The 17,874-nt window shown below is 53.7% G+C and carries 14 protein-coding genes; 9 read left to right on the plus strand and 5 right to left on the minus strand.

Annotation, left to right across the window (positions count from 1 at the left end):
- Positions 1 to 918: a ketopantoate/pantoate/pantothenate transporter PanS gene (gene panS, locus GE278_01615; protein QLK59551.1), complete on the minus strand. Its 918-nt coding sequence runs from the start codon at positions 916 to 918 to the stop codon at positions 1 to 3.
- Positions 919 to 1,008: 90 nt separating this feature from the next.
- A complete protein-coding gene (lysC, locus tag GE278_01620) occupies positions 1,009 to 2,400 on the minus strand; it encodes a lysine-sensitive aspartokinase 3 (protein QLK59552.1) in 1,392 nt (463 codons plus the stop codon).
- A gap of 539 nt (positions 2,401 to 2,939) precedes the next feature.
- Here lysC and GE278_01625 point away from each other — a divergent pair.
- The 4 genes from GE278_01625 to GE278_01640 all read left to right on the plus strand — a co-directional run bounded on the left by GE278_01625 (position 2,940) and on the right by GE278_01640 (position 6,673).
- Complete coding sequence (locus tag GE278_01625; GenBank protein QLK59553.1) at positions 2,940 to 4,589, plus strand: glucose-6-phosphate isomerase; 1,650 nt, start codon at positions 2,940 to 2,942, stop codon at positions 4,587 to 4,589.
- A 138-nt stretch (positions 4,590 to 4,727) separates the two neighbouring features.
- Positions 4,728 to 5,135, plus strand: a complete 408-nt coding sequence (psiE, locus tag GE278_01630) for a phosphate-starvation-inducible protein PsiE (GenBank protein ID QLK59554.1) — start codon at positions 4,728 to 4,730, stop codon at positions 5,133 to 5,135.
- A 90-nt stretch (positions 5,136 to 5,225) separates the two neighbouring features.
- Positions 5,226 to 5,765, plus strand: coding sequence for a chorismate lyase (gene ubiC, locus GE278_01635; GenBank protein QLK59555.1), 540 nt, complete (start codon positions 5,226 to 5,228; stop codon positions 5,763 to 5,765).
- Complete coding sequence (locus tag GE278_01640) at positions 5,762 to 6,673, plus strand: 4-hydroxybenzoate octaprenyltransferase (GenBank protein ID QLK59556.1); 912 nt, start codon at positions 5,762 to 5,764, stop codon at positions 6,671 to 6,673. The genes ubiC and GE278_01640 overlap by 4 nt, the downstream gene beginning before the upstream one ends.
- Positions 6,674 to 6,773: 100 nt before the next feature.
- Here the strand turns inward: GE278_01640 and plsB are convergent, their stop codons facing one another.
- A complete protein-coding gene (gene plsB / locus GE278_01645) occupies positions 6,774 to 9,254 on the minus strand; it encodes a glycerol-3-phosphate 1-O-acyltransferase PlsB (protein QLK59557.1) in 2,481 nt (826 codons plus the stop codon).
- Between the two features lie 140 nt (positions 9,255 to 9,394).
- Here plsB and GE278_01650 point away from each other — a divergent pair, with 140 nt between their 5' ends.
- From GE278_01650 to GE278_01665, 4 genes are all read left to right on the plus strand, one after another.
- A complete protein-coding gene (locus GE278_01650) occupies positions 9,395 to 9,763 on the plus strand; it encodes a diacylglycerol kinase (protein QLK59558.1) in 369 nt (122 codons plus the stop codon).
- A gap of 119 nt (positions 9,764 to 9,882) precedes the next feature.
- A complete protein-coding gene (gene lexA / locus GE278_01655; protein ID QLK59559.1) occupies positions 9,883 to 10,491 on the plus strand; it encodes a repressor LexA in 609 nt (202 codons plus the stop codon).
- A gap of 262 nt (positions 10,492 to 10,753) precedes the next feature.
- A complete protein-coding gene (dinF, locus tag GE278_01660) occupies positions 10,754 to 12,118 on the plus strand; it encodes an MATE family efflux transporter DinF (GenBank protein QLK59560.1) in 1,365 nt (454 codons plus the stop codon).
- 192 nt (positions 12,119 to 12,310) lie between these two features.
- Entirely contained in the window at positions 12,311 to 12,520 is a 210-nt protein-coding gene (locus GE278_01665) for a CsbD family protein (protein ID QLK59561.1), read from the plus strand.
- A 182-nt stretch (positions 12,521 to 12,702) separates the two neighbouring features.
- On the opposite strand, the gene zur is transcribed toward GE278_01665, so the two are convergent.
- Both zur and GE278_01675 read right to left on the minus strand, forming a co-directional pair.
- Positions 12,703 to 13,212 (minus strand): zinc uptake transcriptional repressor Zur, encoded by a 510-nt coding sequence (gene zur / locus GE278_01670; GenBank protein QLK59562.1) that lies wholly within the window; start codon positions 13,210 to 13,212, stop codon positions 12,703 to 12,705.
- Positions 13,213 to 13,311: 99 nt separating this feature from the next.
- Positions 13,312 to 14,508 (minus strand): ROK family protein, encoded by a 1,197-nt coding sequence (locus GE278_01675; GenBank protein ID QLK59563.1) that lies wholly within the window; start codon positions 14,506 to 14,508, stop codon positions 13,312 to 13,314.
- Between the two features lie 109 nt (positions 14,509 to 14,617).
- Between GE278_01675 and GE278_01680 the strand changes: the two genes are divergently transcribed.
- A complete protein-coding gene (locus tag GE278_01680) occupies positions 14,618 to 17,872 on the plus strand; it encodes a DUF5107 domain-containing protein (protein QLK59564.1) in 3,255 nt (1,084 codons plus the stop codon).
- The last annotated feature ends 2 nt before the right edge of the window (positions 17,873 to 17,874 follow it).

Genomic DNA, 17,874 nt, shown 5'->3' on the forward strand with positions numbered 1-17,874 from the left:
TTAGTCTTTCTTAACCGGTTTGCCTGACCAATAACCGGCCAGCAGAGAACCCGACAGATTGTGCCAGACCGAGAACAGCGCGCCCGGCAAGGCTGCCAGTGGAGAGAAGTAAATCTTCCCTAGCGTCGCGGCTAAGCCAGAGTTCTGCATTCCGACTTCCATCGCCAGAGTACGGCAGGTCGTTTCGTCAAAACCAAACAGTTTCCCGCCCCAGTAACCACTCAGCAGACCGATGGCGTTGTGCAGGATTACCGCCATGATCACAACTAAACCGACGGAACCGATAAAGCCCTGACTGCCTGCCACCACGGCGCTGATGATGGCGACAATGCACACCATGGAAAACAGCGGCAGCAGCGGTTCGATCCGTTTCACCGTTTTAGTAAACAGATGATGAATAATCAGACCGGCTAAAATCGGGATTACTACGATCTGTAAAATGCTCAGCAGCATGCCTTCCACATCGACTTTAATATGTGTATCGACATACAACCGCGTCAGCAGCGGGGTAGCAACCACGCCCACCAACGTTGACACGGCTGAAATCGTGACTGAAAGCGCCACGTCACCTTTCGCCAGATAAATCATTACGTTGGACGCCGTTCCGCTGGCGACGCTGCCTACCAGAATCATCCCGGCAGACAAATCTGCGGGCATGTGGAAGAGTTTTGCCAGCACCCACGCCGCCAGCGGCATGATCAGATAATGCAGAAACGTCGCGGCTGCGACCGGGCCGGGGCGCGAGAGCACACGTTTGAAATCCCCGAATTCAAGGGTGACGCCCATCGCGAACATAATCAGCATCAGCAGGGTAGAAACGTGGGGGCCGATGGGGGTAAACGTGGTGGGTGAATAGTACGCCGCGACCGATAACAGCACGGCCCACAGCGGGAACAGGCGGGTGATGATGGCTAACATTGAGGATGATCCTTGTCTTTGTTGTTTTACAAAAGTACAGGCAAAAAAAAGACCGGGCACAAGGCCCGGTCTTCTCAGATACCGCGCCCGTTATTGTTCGAATAGGTTGCGGTGTAGTGTTTTAACGACCTGATCGGCATCGCTGCCCGGCACCAGGAAGCACAGGTTGTAGCTGCTTGCGCCGTAGCAAATCATGCGGATGTTGAACGGATCCAGCACGCCGAAAACTTCTTTACCAACGCCGCAGGCCTGCGACAGCTTGTTGCCTATGATGGCGATCAGCGCCAGATTCTCTTCTACTTCCACGCGGCACAGTGACGACAGTTCGGTCAGCAGTGACGTGGTCAGCAGGCTGGCGTCTGACGAGGTGGAACCGGTGGTGTCCAGCGTCAGCGCCACGCTGACTTCGGACGTGGTGATCAAATCGACAGAAATATTGTGGCGGGCCAGAATACCAAACACGTCGGCGAGGAAACCGCGTGAATGCAGCATGCTCAGGCTGTGCAGCGTGACCAGCGTTTGTCTGCGGCGCAGGGCAATCGCGCGGAACAGCGGCGGGTTATCGCTGGTATCGCACACTAACGTGCCGCCGCCCGACGGGTCTTTGCTGGAGCCAACAAATACCGGAATGCCGCGACGTACCGCAGGCAGCAGCGTAGCCGGATGCAGAACTTTGGCACCGAATGTTGCCATTTCAGCCGCTTCCTCAAACGCGATACGGTCAATACGTTTCGCCGCCGGTACCAGACGCGGATCGGTGGTGTAAATGCCCGGTACGTCCGTCCAGATATCCACTCGCACCGCGCCCAGCGCTTCACCCAGCAACGCCGCCGTGTAGTCACTGCCGCCACGACCAAGCGTGGTGGTACGGCCTTTACCTTCTGAGCCGATAAAGCCCTGAGTGATCACCAGCGCATCCTGCAAACGCGGTTGCAGTTGTGAAAGTGTCAGGTCGGTCAGCGCCTGTGTGTCAGGCTCTGCGCGACCAAAGTGGTCGTTGGTGCGCATGACTTTACGCACGTCGAACCATTCCACAGGCAGGTTGCGCTGGCGGATGACTTCAACAAACAGCAGGGTGGACATCAGTTCGCCGTGACTGACCAGTTCGTCGGTCAGCGCAGTGGATGTCGCGAGGCTGGCGGCTTCCGACAGCATGGCGATATTTTCCAGCATGCGACCCACTTCTTCGCGGATCACCGTCGGATTATCGAGGCGGTCAATAATGGCATTCTGGATGCGGCGGATTTCATCAAGCAGGAATACGCGGCGTTCGGTTTCTTTCCCCGTGGCCAGCTCGACTAATAAATTTGTGACGCCCGCAGAGGCGGAGAGAACGACCAGACGAACTTCCGGGCGCGCAAGAACGATGTCTGCGCTGCGGTTCATCGCGTCGAAATCTGCCACGCTGGTGCCGCCGAATTTGGCGACGATAACGTTGCCCAAAGGCTGCACAGTGGCGTTGCGGGATGCTGCGTGATTCATGTAAAACCTCATGTCCGGGACGTCATTTCAATGACGGCCACCTAATCCATAAGAATTGGCACAAGGGGGAGAGCGGGAAACGGGAGCAGGCGTAGAGATGCTACGATACACCCAGAAGCGCCCCACCATGCCAATACCCTTTTTCGGGTATGTCGGTGACAACCCAGAGGATTCAGCCCCTGTGGTCGATCATCTGCCTGCCGTCAGCATTTGACCTCGGCGCCGCTCCCCCTGATGCACCTTCGTAGGATTTCGGCTCCTCCGGTACACTGCCTGGGCGACGCGCCTCTTCTGGCTCACAACAGCGTGCGTGAGCACGTGTGCGAGTTAGGTGCTTAGGAATAACGGGTTATGGCGCGTCTGTCAACGGTCTCACGGCCGGTCGAGCCACATTTTGAGCGATTGTCATCTAATATTGTTCTTTGTCATTGTGGATCCACAGATCTGGCCTATCGCAAGAAAAGGCATCTCATCTCGGGAAGTTCAGGATACAATCGGGACAGTTACCTCATATTTATTCTCAGCCTAAGAGCATTGCTATGAAAAATATCAATCCAACTCAGACCGCTGCCTGGCAAGCGCTGCAGCAGCATTTCGACACGATGAAAGATGTGCAGATTAGCCATCTGTTTGCTGAAGATGGTGATCGTTTCTCCAAGTTCTCTGCCACGTTTGAAGACCAGATGCTGGTCGATTTCTCCAAAAACCGCATCACATCAGAAACTCTGGACAAGCTGCAGGCTCTGGCAAAAGAGACCGATCTTCAGGGTGCAATCAAATCGATGTTCTCTGGTGAGAAGATCAACCGTACCGAAGACCGCGCCGTTCTGCACGTTGCCCTGCGTAACCGCAGCAACACGCCGATTGTGGTCGATGGCAAAGATGTGATGCCGGAAGTCAACGCGGTTCTGGCGAAGATTAAAGGCTTCACCGAGCGCGTTATCGGTGGTGACTGGAAGGGTTATACCGGCAAAGCGATCACTGACATCGTCAACATCGGTATCGGCGGTTCAGACCTCGGCCCGTTCATGGTGACCGAAGCGTTACGTCCGTACAAAAACCATCTGAATATGCATTTCGTCTCCAACGTTGATGGCACGCATATCGCTGAAGCGCTGAAAGACCTGTCGCCGGAAACCACGCTGTTCCTGGTTGCATCAAAAACATTCACTACGCAAGAAACCATGACCAACGCCCACAGCGCGCGCGACTGGTTCCTGAAAACTGCAGGCGATGAAAAACACGTGGCAAAACACTTCGCTGCGCTGTCTACCAACGGTAAAGCGGTCGGTGAGTTTGGTATCGACACGGACAACATGTTCGAGTTCTGGGACTGGGTCGGTGGCCGTTACTCTCTGTGGTCCGCGATCGGCCTGTCAATCGCCCTGTCAGTTGGTTTTGAGAACTTCGAGCAACTGCTGAGCGGCGCACACGCGATGGATAACCATTTCGCGAAGACCCCGGCTGAGAAAAACCTGCCGGTTCTGCTGGCGCTGATCGGTATCTGGTACAACGATTTCTACGGCACTGAAACCGAAGCGATCTTGCCATACGATCAGTATATGCACCGTTTTGCTGCCTACTTCCAGCAAGGCAACATGGAATCCAACGGTAAATTCGTTGACCGTAACGGCAATCCAGTGGATTACCAGACTGGCCCGATCATCTGGGGCGAGCCGGGTACCAACGGTCAGCATGCGTTCTACCAGCTGATTCATCAGGGAACCAAAATCATCCCTTGTGACTTCATTGCGCCGGCTATCAGCCATAACCCGCTGAGCGATCATCACGCGAAACTGCTGTCTAACTTCTTCGCCCAGACGGAAGCACTGGCGTTCGGTAAATCTCTGGACGTGGTCGAGAAAGAATTCGCTGAACAGGGTAAAAAACCGGAAGACGTAAAACACGTTGCACCGTTCAAAGTGTTCGAAGGTAACCGTCCGACCAACTCCATCCTGCTGCGTGAAATCACGCCTTACAGCCTGGGTGCGCTGATCGCGATGTACGAGCACAAAATCTTTACCCAGGGCGTTATCCTGAATATCTATACCTTCGATCAATGGGGCGTAGAACTCGGCAAACAGCTGGCAAACCGTATCCTGCCAGAGCTCGAAGGCAGCGAAGATGTGAAAGGTCACGACAGCTCAACAAATGGTCTGATTAATCGCTTTAAAAACTGGCGAGCATAATTGCGTAGAAATACGTAAAAGAACGCTGGAAATAAAAGGGTTAGCCTTCACAGGCTGGCCCTTTTTTAATGACGCTTTTCCTGTGCGGACTCTGTGGTATTCTGCGGGTATTAATAACAAAAGTGGGATGTAGATCACATGGCAGGATCAAAACGTGCAACGATGATTTCGGTCATCATGCAGCGAATTTTGAATGTTTTTCTATTGGGGCTGGCCGCGATTCTGATGATTTTTATCGGGCGCGAGACCTATCATTTAGCAATGGTTCTTTTCGTTAACAACGATCAGTCTTCATCGTATCTTCTGATAGAGGGAATTGTGATTTACTTCCTCTATTTCGAATTTATCGCGCTGATCATCAAGTATTTTTCGTCGGGATATCACTTCCCGCTGCGCTATTTTATTTATATCGGCATCACAGCGATTATTCGACTGATTATCGTCGATCATAAAAGCCCTTATGACACACTGGTATACGCCTGTGCGATCCTCGTTCTGGTCGTAACGCTCTTCCTGGCTAACAGCGAACGTCTGCGCCGCGAGTAAAATGATGCGATTACTGCCTCGCATTCATGCGTTAGAATACGAAGCAGATAATTCATTGGAGGTATGAATACCCCCATTACGGAGCCGTTGATGTCTGATTCCCGTTCCCCTGCACAACCCCCGATTCACTGGTTTAACGATCCAACAAACGTTCCTGCGGACGTAGCTGACTGGCTGATGGAAATGGGATCCATGACCCGTCGCTTTGAAAAACAGGGTGTTACTGTCACCGTTAAACCTCAAAACGAATACTTTGTCAGCCGCGCCGAGCTGGGTGAGAGTGAAGCGCAGCAGTTGCCAGAAAGCGCCCGCTATTGGGTGCGTGAAATCGTGCTGTTTGGTGATGCCGAGCCATGGTTGCTTGGGCGTACTGTCATTCCCGAAGAGACCCTGACCGGGCCTGACATGGCGCTGGTGGATCTGGGTACCTTACCGCTTGGTCGCTACCTGTTTAGCGGTAATAATCTGACTCGCGATTACATTCATCTCGGGCAGCTGCAAAGTGAGCAGGGGGACTTATGGGCGCGTCGTTCGCGTCTGCGCCTTTCTGATAAACCACTGCTGCTGACGGAAATTTTCCTGCCAGATTCACCGGTTCACCGCCCAGAGGGCAAAGTGAGCGGGACATGAGTCAGACCAATCCACAAGGAGAACAGAGAGTGTCGGGAAGTATGACTCAGGGCACCTGGCGTGATTATTGCCGCCTGATGCGCATTGATAAACCTATCGGCTCGTTGTTGTTACTGTGGCCGACGCTATGGGCGCTTTGGCTGGCCGGTGGGGGCATGCCTTCTGTCAAAATTTTAGTGGTGTTTGTGCTGGGCGTATTCTTTATGCGCGCTGCCGGTTGCGTGGTAAATGATTACGCCGACCGCAAAATAGACGGGCACGTTAAACGCACCGCCAACCGCCCGCTGCCGAGCGGAGCGGTCAGCGGTAAGCAGGCTAAAATGCTGTTTGCCGGGCTGGTGCTGGTGTCGTTCCTGCTGGTGCTGACGCTCAACCGCATGACGATTTTACTCTCGCTTGCTGCGCTGGCGCTGGCGTGGATTTACCCTTTTATGAAACGCGTCAGCCATCTGCCGCAGTTCGTACTGGGCGCCGCGTTTGGCTGGGCGATCCCGATGGCTTACGCCGCCGTCAGTGAAGCTGTTCCGCTGAGCTGCTGGTTATTATTTGTGGCGAATATCTGCTGGACGGTGGCTTACGATACGCAATATGCGATGGTTGATCGCGATGACGATTTAAAGATTGGCGTAAAATCGACGGCCATTTTGTTTGGCCGTTTCGACACGCTGATCATTGGCCTGTTGCAACTGGCAACGCTGGCACTGATGGCGATTGTCGGGCATCTTTCACAGCTGGGTGCACCATTCTACTGGTCGCTGTTGCTGGCCGCCGCGCTGTTTGTGCACCAGCAAAAATTGATCGCAAAGCGCGAACGTGACGCCTGTTTCCTGGCTTTTCGTCAGAATAACTATGTCGGGCTGGTGTTGTTCCTTGGCATTCTGATGAGCCTGACAGCATTTAGTTTCTAATCTCTTCAGGCAATTCCTTCACATAATAAAACAAGACGCCCGGACTTTTTGCAAAGCCCGGGCGTTTTTTTTCTGCCATTTACCGCGTTACAACCGGCGATTAATGATCGGTATCGCGCACATCCATCTTAGGCTCAGCCGGCGGTTCAGTCGGCTGCGGCAGTTCAGAAGGCATACCGGCGCTTTCGATAGTGAGTTTGATGTCTGGCGTCATCAGGTCGCTGAGCATGTTGTAAATCTCACGCGTTTGTTCCTGAATCGCATCACCGATATCGTTGATATAACCCTCTGCGCGCAGCGTGCCGACCAGCGTTGAGAACACCGCTTTATCGAAGAACTCAGGGGCATTGATACCGTGCAGCACCGACAGACGCTGCGCCATAATCCGGCTCTCTTTTTCCAGCGCACCACGGTTGATGCTTGGATTTGTCGTGAGCAAGGAGAAGGTGATCGCGTAGCGTTGCAGTGTTTCACGTACGCCGGCCGCCAGCAGTTGCAGCGTGCGAATACGTGCGGGGTTCAGCGATAACTCATCATCTTCCAGATGAATAATCTGCTGACGCGCCAGTTCCAGCGTCAGAACATCCAGCACCTGTGGCAGATCGGCTTTATCGAAATGCATGAACAGTTCGGCTTTCAGCATCGGATAAATCAGCTCAACCTGACGCAGCAATTCCTCGCGGGTGACCAGATGGTGGTGCATAACGATGCTTGAAATCAGCGACGGCAACACCAGCATATGATGAATGTTATTACGGTAGTACGTCATCAGCACAGCTTGTTCGCGCGGCAGAACGATAATGTCACCGATATTATCTTTTTCGACCTGGAACTTGTTCATGTTCAGCGCGTGATCAAGTAGCTGATCGGCGGTCAGATCGGGCACGGTGGAGTCGGCGTTGTACGGCACATTGCGCAGCAATTGCAGGTAGCAATCAATTTGTTCAGTCAACTGTTCTCGGGTCAGTGAGCGCTGACGGGAGGCCAGCAGCGCGGTACAGCACAGGTTCATGGCGTTGGCCGCCGCTGAATTGTTGATGCGCACCATAATCTGCTCAGCCAGATCCTGCACCGTCGGCGTCAGCCAGCTCGGACGCTGGGCTTCGATAGGGTCGATCGCCTCACGCCACGTCGGCACGTTTTGGTTCAGATAAGTGGTCAGATGCAGAGGTTCACCGAAATTCACATAGCCCTGGCCGAGGTTGCGCAGTTTACGCAGGCCGTTGAGCATCTGAGTCAGGCTCTCTTTCTCTTTGGTCGCGCCGCGTAACTCTTTCGCGTAAGTGCCCACTTCCATCACGTGTTCGTAGCCGATATAAATCGGCACCAGCGTAATAGGGCGGGAACCTCCGCGCAGCATGGCCTGAATAGTCATCGCCAGCGTGCCGGTTTTCGGCTCCAGCAAACGCCCGGTTCGCGAGCGACCACCTTCGACAAAGTATTCTACCGAATAACCGCGGCTGAACAGTTCGCCCAGATACTCGCGGAAAACGGTCGAATAAAGTTTGTTGCCTTTAAAGGTACGACGGATAAAGAACGCACCCAGACGGCGGAAAATCGGGCCGGCTGGCCAGAAATTCAAATTGATACCGGCGGCAATGTGCGGTGGCACGAGCCCCTGATGATAGAGCACGTAAGAAAGCAGCAGATAGTCCATGTGGCTGCGGTGGCAGGGCACATAAACAATTTCCTGACCGTCCTGTGCCAGCTGGCGCACACGCTCGGCGTTATTGACGTTGATGCCTTTATACAGGCGGTTCCACGTCCAGCTCAATACGCGGTCGGACAGGCGCACAGCTTCATAAGAGAAGTTCGCTGCAATCTCTTCCATCAGCGCGATAGCGTTTTGCTGGGCTTTTTCGTGGGAAATCTTTTTGCTGCGCGCTTCATCTTCAATGGCTTTTTCGATGGCTTTTGAAGCCAGCAGCTTATTGAATAAGTCCTGACGGGCTGGAAGGCGCGGGCCAACTGCTGCCAGACGCAGGCGGGAGAAATGCATTCGCGCCACGCGGGCAAGCTTTTGCGCGATAGTTTTATCCGTACCGTGCTCTGTCGCCATGTAGCGCAGCGAAACGGTATTGGAGAAGCGCACAAAACTGTCACGGCCGAGCCACAGCACGGCGAAGAATTTCTGAATGCCGTTCAGCACGCGCAGATGTGGCGTATCCTGACCTTCACGGCCCGGCGCACGTCCGAACATCACCGAAACCGGCAACATCTGAATGTCTAAATCCGGGTTATTGCGGTGCAAATCCAGATAGTCGTGGAACAGTTTTACGGATTCCTGCTTCGGCGTGTAATACGAGAACACGCGCGGGCCTTCAGCGATAAACACATGGCTGGGCAGCAGCGTGCCGTCGATATCCAGCGGGATCAGAGGGTCGGGCAGATTCTGGGCAAGGCACTGCGCACGCAGGGTCAGCAAATCTGCTTTGGAGTTATAAGGCAATACGTACAGGATCGGGCGCGTCGGGTCTAAGTGCAACTCGGTCACCGGATCTGTAGGTATGACTTTGCTCTTTACCAGCAATGAAAGCGGTAAATTCAATAATGTGTAATAAAGTCTACGCCAACCTGACATAAAAACGTGAAGCCTCTTGTTAGCCATTTCGCCGCAAGGATACCAGAAAGCTCAAATGAGATCTGTGGTGATGAGAGACCATTAAACCGCTAAAATGCATCAAACACCCGAAGGACTACCCCTCAAGGATCAGTAACAGAATGGCGAACCAAGTCACTGGATTTACCCGAATTTATAAAGCAGCCGGATACTCATGGAAAGGGCTGAAAGCGGCATGGCAAAATGAAGCGGCCTTTCGTCAGGAAGCCAGTGCGGCTATCCCCTTAATTTTGCTCTCTTTCTGGGTCGATGTGAGCAGCATCGAACGCATCCTGTTAATTGGTTCCGTGGTCCTGGTTTGCGTGGTGGAACTGCTCAACAGCGCCGTGGAATGCGCTATCGACCGCATAGGTCCTGAGTTCCACGTGCTTTCCGGGCGTGCCAAAGATATCGGGTCTGCTGCCGTGCTGTTGACCATCATATTGGCGATTTTTGTCTGGGTCAGCATCTTTTGGCCGCGATGGTTCTGATTTGGAATCTGTATTCCAGGAATCGCGCTTATGCACTGTTTTTATTCAATCTTAGGTTTTCATTGCCCGTTTAGCTGTATATACTCACAGCTAGACTGTATAAACAACCAGGGGGCGGAATGAAAGCTTTAACGACCAGACAACAAGAGGTCTATGACCTGATTCGCGATCATATCTCCACTACGGGTATGCCACCAACCCGCGCGGAGATTGCCGCTCGTCTTGGGTTCCGTTCCCCGAATGCTGCGGAAGAACACCTGAAAGCTCTGGCGCGCAAAGGCGTCATTGAGATTGTTTCCGGGGCTTCGCGCGGTATCCGTCTGCTGATGGAAGAAGAAGAAGGTTTACCGCTGATTGGCCGTGTGGCCGCGGGTGAACCTTTGCTGGCTCAGCAGCATATCGAAGGACACTATCAGGTGGATCCGGCGATGTTTAAACCGAGTGCCGATTTCCTTCTGCGTGTCAGCGGTATGTCGATGCGTGATATCGGTATTTTGGACGGCGATCTGCTGGCCGTTCATAAAACGCAGGACGTGCGTAATGGTCAGGTTGTCGTCGCGCGTATCGATGATGAAGTGACGGTAAAACGCCTGAAAAAACAGGGTACCGTTATCCATTTACTGCCGGAAAACAGTGAGTTTCAACCTATTGTTGTCGACCTGCGTGAACAGAACTTCAGCATTGAAGGCTTAGCCGTCGGTGTTATCCGCAACGGCGACTGGATTTAATTGACCGTCAAACTTCGAGCTGTCTCTTCGTTAGCTGCGTTTGCGAACCCCGGTCACATACTTGTATATGCTCGTGGAATTGTCTCAGTTGCCGCCTTGATTCAACTCGAATTATTCAGGTCAATGCGAATTCGCACTTTGTATCTTCCCCCTCTGATATAGGGTGCGTTTCAATAAATCAGGCACAAGAATTTCGCATCATCGCCCCTCACGGGGCGATGTCATTTTAGGCATATCCTGAACCTCCGGCATGAGATTCTCTATGCAACATCAATCCCTTCTGCAAAAACTTCAACATACTTTTCTGAGCCCGACCGATAAAGCCCTCTGGATGCTCGCGCTGCCGATGATCTTTTCTAATATCACCGTGCCTCTGCTGGGACTGGTGGATACGGCAGTGATCGGTCATCTCGATAGCCCCGATTATCTCGGCGGCGTCGCGGTTGGTTCGATGATCACCACCTTCCTGTTCATGATGCTGTTGTTCCTGCGCATGAGTACCACCGGTATGACCGCACAGGCGCTCGGCGCGAAAGATAAAGTCCTGCTGGCGCGCGCTTTTGTGCAGCCTTTTCTTTTGGCTGTGCTGGCGGGCGTGGTGATTTTATTGTTCCGGCATCCGCTGATGGAAGGGGCTTTTCACATTGTTGGCGGCAGCCAGTCGGTGCTGGAACAGGCGCGGCTGTTTATTGAAATCCGCTGGATTAGCGCGCCCGCTTCGCTGGCAAACCTGGTGATCCTGGGCTGGCTGCTGGGAATTCAGTACGTGCGCGGGCCGGTGATTTTGCTAATTGCCGGTAACCTGCTCAATATCGCGTTGGATTTGTGGCTGGTGATCGGGCTCGGCTGGAACGTGCAGGGCGCAGCGACGGCAACTGCCTGTTCGGAGTATTTCACGCTGTTCATCGGGCTGTATTTTGTCTGGCGTGTGATGAAGCGCTGGGGGATCACTTTCACGCTGCTGACCTCATCATGGCGCGGTGATCTGCACCGGTTGCTAAGCCTCAACCGGGACATCATGCTGCGTTCGTTACTACTCCAGCTCTGTTTCGCCTCGCTGACTATTCTCGGGGCGCGGCTCGGCAGCCATATCGTTGCGGTGAATGCGGTGCTGATGAACCTTCTGACCTTCACAGCTTTTGCGCTCGACGGTTTTGCTTACGCGATTGAAGCCCATTCAGGAGAGGCGTTTGGTGCCCGTAACCGTGAAAAATTGCTGAAGGTGTGGCGCGCAGCTTGCCGGCAGGCTGGTCTGGTGGCGCTGGCGTTTGCGCTGATCTACGCCCTGACTGGTGAGCAAATCATTAATGCGCTGACGTCCCTGCCTGAGCTGCGACAGCTGGCTGACAGTTATCTGGGCTGGCAGATTGTCCTGCCGCTGGTGGCCGTCTGGTGTTACCTGCTGGATGGCATGTTTATCGGCGCGACCCGCGGGCGGGATATGCGCAACAGCATGGCGATTGCCGCACTTGGGTATGGCCTGACGCTGCTGTCATTACCGCTTTTAGGCAACCATGCACTGTGGCTGGCGCTGACCGTTTTCCTCGGGCTGCGGGGTATTTCCCTCGGCTGGATATGGCACCGGTACTGGCAGCGAGATGCCTGGTTTTCCTCGTCATCACACTGAATTGACGACTTTTTCACAGGGCAGGATATAGCGGTTAGCCGTTATATCCTGCTTTGGAATAATCCTAATAACGGGTTTTATCCCTTCATTTACAGGTTAAAACCAAATTCTCTACTAACCTTAGAAGTGTTAAGCCCGAGCTGCAGCGGTAATCCGCAGCTCCATAAACCCTAAGGTAACAGGAGATATTTTATGAATAAGGACCAAGCCGACGGTAACTGGAAGCAGTTTAAAGGCAAAGTAAAAGAAAAATGGGGCAAGCTGACTGACGACGATCTGACCGTAGTGGAAGGTAAACGCGATCAGCTGGTCGGTAAGATTCAGGAGCGTTACGGCTATCAGAAAGATCAGGCCGAGAAAGAACTCAAGGATTGGGAATCAAGCAACAAATATCACTGGTAAAAACGCGACTCCCCCTCGTGTTTCAGTGACGTATCCTGAGTAGTAGCAGCTCCTACCCGGAACGCTTTCAGGATACGGGTACAAGGATGTACCCACTGTTTTATCTTCAGCACGTCCCGCCGTTAGTCCTTATCGGACAGAACCGCATCTCTCGCTATTAATTCAGTCCAACTACAAAAAATTTAGCGTTTCTTCACCACAATTGTGTGGTCATGATCGCAGTGATCGTGGCTTTCGCATGTCTCCACGACTTTGCATTCGCCGCACAGACCATGCGCTTCTACCACGGAATGACGTAACTCGAAGCCAGAATCCAGTGCCAGTTTCGCCAGACGTTCTTCAATGCCATCAGTGGTTTTTTCCGTTACCAGACCGCAGCGGTCACAGATAAACAGTGCGGACGTGTGGCTTGGCTCTTCGAAATGATGGCACAACACGTAACTATTAGCGGATTCCACCCGGTGAATAAACCCCTGTTCCAGCAGGAAATCCAGCGCGCGATAGACTGTGGGTGGCTTGGCCTGTGGTTCGCTGACGCGCAGCAAATCCAGTAAGTCATAGGCGCTGATTGCACCGGGCTGTTGCGTCATCAGGCGCAGTACTTCCAGCCGCTGCGGCGTAAGGCGAACATTACGCTGCTGGCAAAGCTCTTCAGCTTGTGAAAGGACTTTTTCCGGATTATTCAGGGTCATAGCAACGTTCTCTGAGCGCAGATTGGGATCGATAAGCCACATCATGCGGCCATTGTTGATTTTATCACGCTTCGGTCAAATCGACGAATTATGCGCCGCTCAGCCTGCCATCCCCTCCAGCGCTTTCTCTACGTAAAGATAACCAATCCCCATAATCTGTTGCTCACGGGTAAGCGTACCGGGCGCGATGTGCGTCGCCTGGGTCCTGACGTGATCGGTCCGGTCAAACGGATTCAGTCCGCTCTGCGCACAGACGGCTTTCAACCAGACATCGCCAAATCCACAACTGCGGCCATAGAGATAGATGCGGTTAATATTTAGGATATTGAGGAAGTTATACAGACTCAGTCCCAGAGCTCGCGCACCTTCCATCACCTCTTTACAGACAGCTACGTCGCCCTGATGAAAGCGTGCGATCAATTCCTGCGTGCCGGGTGTGCGCGGAGGCTGTAAGGGATTATCTGCGGCCAGAAACTGCCGGGCTTTCTTCTTCAGCGCCGACAGCGAAGCCAGCGTTTCCAGACAACCGTAACGGCCACAGGCGCAGCGGCTGCCCTGAGGATCCACAATCGTATGACCCAACTGGCCGCTGCCAAACAGGCTGCCTCGATAAATCTGCTGATTGATGACGAACGAAGAGCCGATGCCGTAATCGACATTGATCACGCAAAAATCATGCTGATGATTGTTATGCTGCCACTTCTCGGCCAGCGCCAGCATGATGCAGTCATTATCCATCAGGATCTCAGTCTGCAGTCTCTCCTCAAGCAGATATTTCACCTCGATTTCACCGGTCCACGGTGCCTGCGGCATCCGCTGCGAGACACCTGTCGTCGGGTTCACCTGCCCGTGGATCGCCAGTGCCAGTCGGATTTTTAGGCTGGGAAGTGTTTTCCTGTAGTGATGAAAACAGGCTTCAATCTGAGCCAGCAGTGCCTGTGGCGTTTTGACCGCAATATCCGTCAGCTGGTAATCGCTCAGCGGCAAAATCACCCGGTTTACCAGAATGCTTTCAATGCGATAAGGCGTGATGTTCATGCAAAGGATCGCGCTGTTATCCGTGGCGACCTGATAGCTGCCGCCACCCAGCCCGCGCGTATGCAAATTGACCGCATGGTGAGTGATCAGCCCGTCACTTTGCAGATCATCAAGTATCTTGCTAATCGCCGGGATCGACAAATGTGACAGCCGCGATAACGTCGATTTACTAGTGTTTTTCTCGCGATACAGCAGCGTCATCAGCACCTGTTTATTGAACTGGCGTACCCGAAGATTGTTCAATCCATCCATCGGCATTTACTAAACCCCGTTTACTGTATTGCGTGACCGTAACGGATCCGCGCCTTTGGTACGTTGCGTAGACTCTCGAAATTGATAATTAGAGTTGACGTACTGAGGGCAAGTTATGAGCGGAACAGTAAAAGTCTGGCAGGAAGCGATAGATTTACCGACCTGGCTGACCGGAAAACAGGACACGCACCCGATGTTTCTGGCACACCGGGTCTACCAGGGCTCGTCCGGCGCGGTATATCCCTACGGTGTAACCGATACACTGACCGGCGAAAAAGTGATGAAAACGTATCAGGCGCTGTATCTGGAAAATGATTATATCAAAATCATGCTGTTACCAGAGCTAGGCGGACGTGTTCACCGCGCCTGGGACAAAATAAAACAGCGCGATTTTGTCTATTACAACGAAGTAGTAAAGCCAGCACTGGTCGGTTTGCTGGGGCCGTGGATTTCCGGCGGCATCGAATTTAACTGGCCACAGCACCATCGCCCAACCACCTTTATGCCGGTAGATTTCACCATCACTGAGCAGGAGAACGGCGCAAAAACCGTGTGGATGGGGGAAGTCGAACCGATGCGCGGTTTACAGGTAATGACCGGTTTCACATTGTATCCGGACAAAGCACTGCTGGAAATTCGCGCGAAAATTTACAACGGCAATCCGACGCCGCGCCATTTCCTGTGGTGGGCCAATCCGGCGGTGACCGGTGGCGACGCGCATCAGAGCGTCTTCCCGCCGGATGTCACAGCCGTTTTTGATCACGGTAAGCGCGACGTTTCGTCATTCCCCATCGCCACCGGCACCTATTACAAAGTGGACTACTCAGCAGGCGTCGATATCTCGCGCTACAAAAATATTCCTGTGCCGACCTCTTACATGGCCGACAAATCTGACTACGACTTTGTCGGCGCGTATGACCACGATCAGCAGGGTGGATTGCTGCATCTTGCTGACCACCATGTGTCGCCGGGCAAAAAACAATGGACGTGGGGAAACTGCGATTTTGGCCGCGCGTGGGACCGCAATCTCACCGACAACAATGGGCCCTACATTGAGTTAATGACCGGCGTGTTCACCGATAATCAGCCCGATTTTACCTGGCTGGATGCCTGGGAGGAGAAATCGTTTGTACAAAACTTCTTACCTTACAGCGGGTTGGGCACGGTGCAAAATGCATCGGAGCACGCGGTGATTAAGCTTGAACGTCAGGGACAAACATTGATCTGGGGTGTTTACGCGGTCAGTCCTTTGCTGTCAGCAAGGCTGGAAATCGCCGGCGCACAGGGTGCAGAACTCCTGCTGGAAGAAGTGATAAACCTGCAACCGGGCGAGGTGGTTCAGGGGGAGTGGACGGGGCAATGCAAAACGCGTTTGCGGTTGCGCTTGCTGGATGCGCAGGGCAACGAGCTTCTGACCTATCTGGAGCATCAGGCCGAAGAAACGCCACTGCCGATCCCTGCAACCGCACCATTGCCTGCGGAGGATATTAACTCTGTGGACGAAGCCTGGTTTATCGGCCAGCACCTCGAACAATACAACCATGCGAGTCAGGGGGCGGCGAGTTACTACCAACGCGGTGTGGCACTCGATGCGCTGGACTATCGCTGCAATCTGGCGCTGGCGACGCTCGAATACAACCGGGCGAATTTTGCGCAGTCTGTCTCGTTTGCCGATGTGGCGCTGACCCGCGCCCACCGGCTGAATAAAAATCCGCAATGCGGTCTTGCGAGCCTGGTCCGTGCCAGTGCGCTGGCGCAGAACGGCGATTACGATGCTGCGTTTGATGGCTATTATCGCGCCGTATGGAGCGGCAATACCAAACCGGCCGGTTATTTCGGACTGGCGCAGATTGCGACACGTCGCGGGCAGTATGAACCTGCGATAAATTTCTGTGAACAGGGACTGGCGTCTCAGGCTAATCACTACGGGCTGATCGGCCTGAAAGCGCTGCTTTTATGCCTGACGAAACAAGAAGCGCAGCCGTTTATTGATACGCATCTGCAGAAATATCCGCTGCATTACCTTCTTCATTTCCTGCATTATCACCTCGCGCCCGATGCAGCAGCGGCGACTGAAGTGCGCCGAATCACCGGCTGCCGGGGCGAAAATGCCATGAATATCGCCATGCAGCTGATGGAGTGTGGGCAGAATTTACTGGCGCGGGAAGCGCTGCGCTTGCTCGATAGTCAGGAAACGCTGCCACTGTATTTGCGGGCGTATCTTGAGGATGAGGGGCGCGAAGCCTTATGTCAGAAAGCGCGCGATGTTTTCCCGCAACACGTGCGTTTTCCGCAATGGCTGGCGGAAGTGCACCTGCTGGAAGCCTTCCCCGACGATGCCTTTGCCCTGCATCTTCTGGCCTCATTCCACTACAGCAAAGGCAATACCGACGCGGCCGTCACCTGCTGGCAGCGCTGCCTGGCCCGGGAGCCGGACTTTGTCGATGCCTGGCGTGGACTCGGAATCTACGCGTGGAATCATCAGCATGATGCTACCGAAGCGCGCCATTGTCTGGAAGAAGCCTGTCGTTTGCAGCCACAGGACGCTCGTCTGCTGTTTGAATCCGACCTGCTTAACCGCCTTACCGGCGTGCCGCCGCAAATCCGTCTGGCGCGGCTGGAAAAATTTTTACCGGTCGCCACGCAGCGCGACGACCTGACTGCCGAACTGCTTGGCCTGTACAACCTTTCCGGCAATCTTCAGGCGGCGAAAGCGCTGCTGGCTGACCGGCAGTTCCATCCCTGGGAGGGCGGCGAAGGGCGTATTACCGGGCAATATCTGATGAACAAACAGCTGCTGGCATTTGAAGCGCTGAATGCCGGTAACGCCGTCGCCGCACAGACGCAGTTACTTTCTGCGCTGGAATATCCGCACAACCTCAGTGAAGGGCGGCTGGTCGGACAGACAGACAATGATATTTGTTTCTGGCTCGGCGTTTGCGCGCAAAAACTGCAACAGCATAAACAGGCGCAGGCGTGGTTTGAGCGCGCCGCAGCCGGTGATAAAAGCATGGGTGAGCGGCGTTATTACAACGATCAGCCGGTGGATTACCTGTTCTATCAGGGCATGGCGTTGCGCCAGCTAAATGATGTAGCGCAGAGCCTTCAGCTCTTCGCGCAGATGCTTGAATGGGCAGATGAAGCCGAAACGCAGCCCGTCACCGCTGATTTCTTTGCCGTTTCACTGCCGGATCTGGTGGTACTGACCGGCGATCGCCAGAAAGACCATCTTGTCCACTGTTTGCTGGTAAAAGCGCTGGCACTGCGCGGGCTGAATGACGACGGTTTTGACGATGTATTGCAACAGATTTTTGCGCTGGATCCGTCCTGTTCCAAAGCATATCTCATCTCACAGCTTCCCGCCTGTTAACC

This window comes from Enterobacteriaceae bacterium Kacie_13 (genome assembly GCA_013457415.1).
Classification (GTDB): domain Bacteria; phylum Pseudomonadota; class Gammaproteobacteria; order Enterobacterales; family Enterobacteriaceae; genus Rahnella.

Coding starts and splice junctions, on each gene's coding strand:
- panS (QLK59551.1), bottom strand. CDS start 918: ATGTTAGCCATCATCACCCGCCTGTTCCCGCTGTGGGCCGTGCTGTTA.
- lysC (QLK59552.1), bottom strand. CDS start 2,400: ATGAATCACGCAGCATCCCGCAACGCCACTGTGCAGCCTTTGGGCAAC.
- GE278_01625 (QLK59553.1), top strand. CDS start 2,940: ATGAAAAATATCAATCCAACTCAGACCGCTGCCTGGCAAGCGCTGCAG.
- psiE (QLK59554.1), top strand. CDS start 4,728: ATGGCAGGATCAAAACGTGCAACGATGATTTCGGTCATCATGCAGCGA.
- ubiC (QLK59555.1), top strand. CDS start 5,226: ATGTCTGATTCCCGTTCCCCTGCACAACCCCCGATTCACTGGTTTAAC.
- GE278_01640 (QLK59556.1), top strand. CDS start 5,762: ATGAGTCAGACCAATCCACAAGGAGAACAGAGAGTGTCGGGAAGTATG.
- plsB (QLK59557.1), bottom strand. CDS start 9,254: ATGTCAGGTTGGCGTAGACTTTATTACACATTATTGAATTTACCGCTT.
- GE278_01650 (QLK59558.1), top strand. CDS start 9,395: ATGGCGAACCAAGTCACTGGATTTACCCGAATTTATAAAGCAGCCGGA.
- lexA (QLK59559.1), top strand. CDS start 9,883: ATGAAAGCTTTAACGACCAGACAACAAGAGGTCTATGACCTGATTCGC.
- dinF (QLK59560.1), top strand. CDS start 10,754: ATGCAACATCAATCCCTTCTGCAAAAACTTCAACATACTTTTCTGAGC.
- GE278_01665 (QLK59561.1), top strand. CDS start 12,311: ATGAATAAGGACCAAGCCGACGGTAACTGGAAGCAGTTTAAAGGCAAA.
- zur (QLK59562.1), bottom strand. CDS start 13,212: ATGACCCTGAATAATCCGGAAAAAGTCCTTTCACAAGCTGAAGAGCTT.
- GE278_01675 (QLK59563.1), bottom strand. CDS start 14,508: ATGCCGATGGATGGATTGAACAATCTTCGGGTACGCCAGTTCAATAAA.
- GE278_01680 (QLK59564.1), top strand. CDS start 14,618: ATGAGCGGAACAGTAAAAGTCTGGCAGGAAGCGATAGATTTACCGACC.